The 2,189-nt window shown below is 56.9% G+C and carries 1 protein-coding gene and 1 pseudogene; both read left to right on the top strand.

From position 1 onward, the window contains the following. The first annotated feature begins 559 nt into the window (after nt 1-559). A complete protein-coding gene (locus tag MUW49_RS17430; protein WP_171865755.1) occupies nt 560-721 on the top strand; it encodes a hypothetical protein in 162 nt (53 codons plus the stop codon). Between the two features lie 49 nt (nt 722-770). Further along, a pseudogene (locus MUW49_RS17425) lies at nt 771-2,044 on the top strand (IS66 family transposase); the annotation flags it as partial. Nucleotides 2,045-2,189 lie beyond the last annotated feature (145 nt).

Here is a 2,189-nt window from a genome sequence, read left to right as displayed (position 1 = left end):
TGCGCTTTGGTGGCATCCATGAATATCGACTGGGAGAAGCTCCGCCACAAGTAACGGAGCTAACAGGAGACCAGCAGATCATTTTGGAGGTATTGGGTGAGCGCTATCGGCAAATTTATTCCTAAATCAGGTGCGGAATGTCGGAGATACAACTATTCTGACGATTAAGCACGTAAGGTGCAATGAACAATATGGCTTGCTCTGTGCTTATTACGCTTGATGTGAATAGCATACCGCCTCTCTCATTGGGAGAGGATCAGGGTGAGGGAAAGTAACCGTTGGGTGTCATCAACAGGGAGAACTGCACCGCTATAAATCAGTTGTCGAAATCCCACTGTATGGGCAGCTCAAGATCGAAAAGGGCCGTAGGTTTGATTAGCGAAGCGTAATCAGACGCTCGCGAAAACCGGCTTCCACTGTCTCGCTGCGACCCCTCTTATCTTCCTTTATTCCAATCACCACGGTGCCGATGGCGTGGACGATTACGCTGCGCTAATCGACCCTACGCCTTCCTGCTCGCTAAGCTTAAAGAGAGCAGCACAGTGCCAGGAGGCCAATCATGGAGATCGACAAAGCCATCGGACTGATCGAGGCCCACGGGGTCTTTCACGGGGATCACTACAGCTTCAACAGCGGCGAGTTCGTGCAGTGGTGCCAGGAGGATACCGTAACCGTTCACCGAGAGTGGCTTGACAGGAAAAATGAGACGATCGTCTCTTGATCGCAATCAGCCTGTTGCATGATCCCGCCCGTATTGCATGCTTGCTGGCATGACCAAAAAGCTCTCGACACCAGCGGTTAACGCTCTGACTATCGAACAGGCCCACGAGCTGATATACAAGCTCCTGGACCGTATCACCGAGTTGGAGGAGCGCCTTAATCAACACAGCGGCAACTCCTCCAGGCCGCCCTCCAGTGATGGCCCTGGCAGCACAACCGGCCAGGCCGCGTCCGGCTTCCGGTAAAAAACGCGGTGCACAGCCTGGCCACAAAGGGCAGCGGCGGATGCGCCATGAGCCATGCGCACGATGCCCGTCTGTCCGTGGAAGCTCACTACCCGGCATCGGATTGCCCCTGCTGTGGTGGCAACGTGCTGGCGCATGACAAACCTTATCGAGCGCATCAGGTGTTTGACCTACCAGAGGTGAGCTACTTCGTTACCGAGCATCAGCTGTTTCGCGCCACCTGTACCCGGTGCATTCACACGGTGGATGCCGCACTGCCTGACTCGGTCAGCGACACCCAGATGGGCCCGAATCGGCTCAGCTATATCGCGCTGCAAAGTGGTCAGTTCCATCAGAGTGTCACCCAGATACAGCAGCAGCTTAAGCAACACTTTGGTCTGGGTTTTAGTCGCGGGGCCATCAGCGAAGCACAAGGACGGGTCAGTGCCATGCTGACGCCCACTCACCAAGCTATCAAGCAGCAGGTCCAGTCGGCCTCACTTATCCACGCCGACGAGACCCACCATCAACGGGGCGGCGAGCGGCGCTGGATGTGGATGGCACTGAGCAAGATAGCGGTTTGCTTCATGACCGCCTACGGCCGTGGTATCGACGCAGCCAAGCGCCTGCTGGGGTCAGAGCTGGTCGGCGTGCTGGTGACGGACCAGTATGCTGGCTACCGGTTTGTCGATTCGAGTCAGCGCCAACTCTGTTGGGCCCATGTGCTGCGCAACGTGGTTGCCGTCGCCCAAAGTGGCGAGCAGGTTAATCAGTCCATCGGTGCCAGGCTGGTGCTGCTGGCCAACAGTGTGTTTCGGGTTCGCCATCGCTATGAGACTGGCACCTTGAGCAAGGTGTGCTATCAGCACCGACTCAGGCGCTATCGGCAGAGCTGGTTAAAGCAGTTAGCGCAAGGACGGCTGCTCTGCTCGAAGCGCTATCGGGGGCGCTGCGAGTGGCTCATCAAGGATGACGAGATGCTGTGGCGGTTTATGAGTGATGACGATATTCCGCTGACGAATAATGAGGCCGAGCGCGCGCTGCGCGGCTATGTGCTGTGGCGCAAAGGGAGCTACGGCGTGTGCTCACATCGTGGGGAGGTAACTGTTCACCCAGATGGCATTGACAGGAAAAAGTGAGACGATCATCCCTTGATCCACTGTTGCCCCTTGCCTGATCCCGCCAGCTTGGCACCATCACGTCATGAGCAAACCCATTACGCCACCACCCGGCCTGCCGCTGACC

It is taken from the genome of Aeromonas sp. LsrichE-8G (assembly GCF_022869435.1).
In the GTDB taxonomy this organism is placed as follows: Bacteria; Pseudomonadota; Gammaproteobacteria; order Enterobacterales; family Aeromonadaceae; genus Aeromonas; species Aeromonas caviae.
Note: the sequence above shows the minus strand (reverse complement) of the source record. Positions and strands in the feature narration are given on the sequence as shown.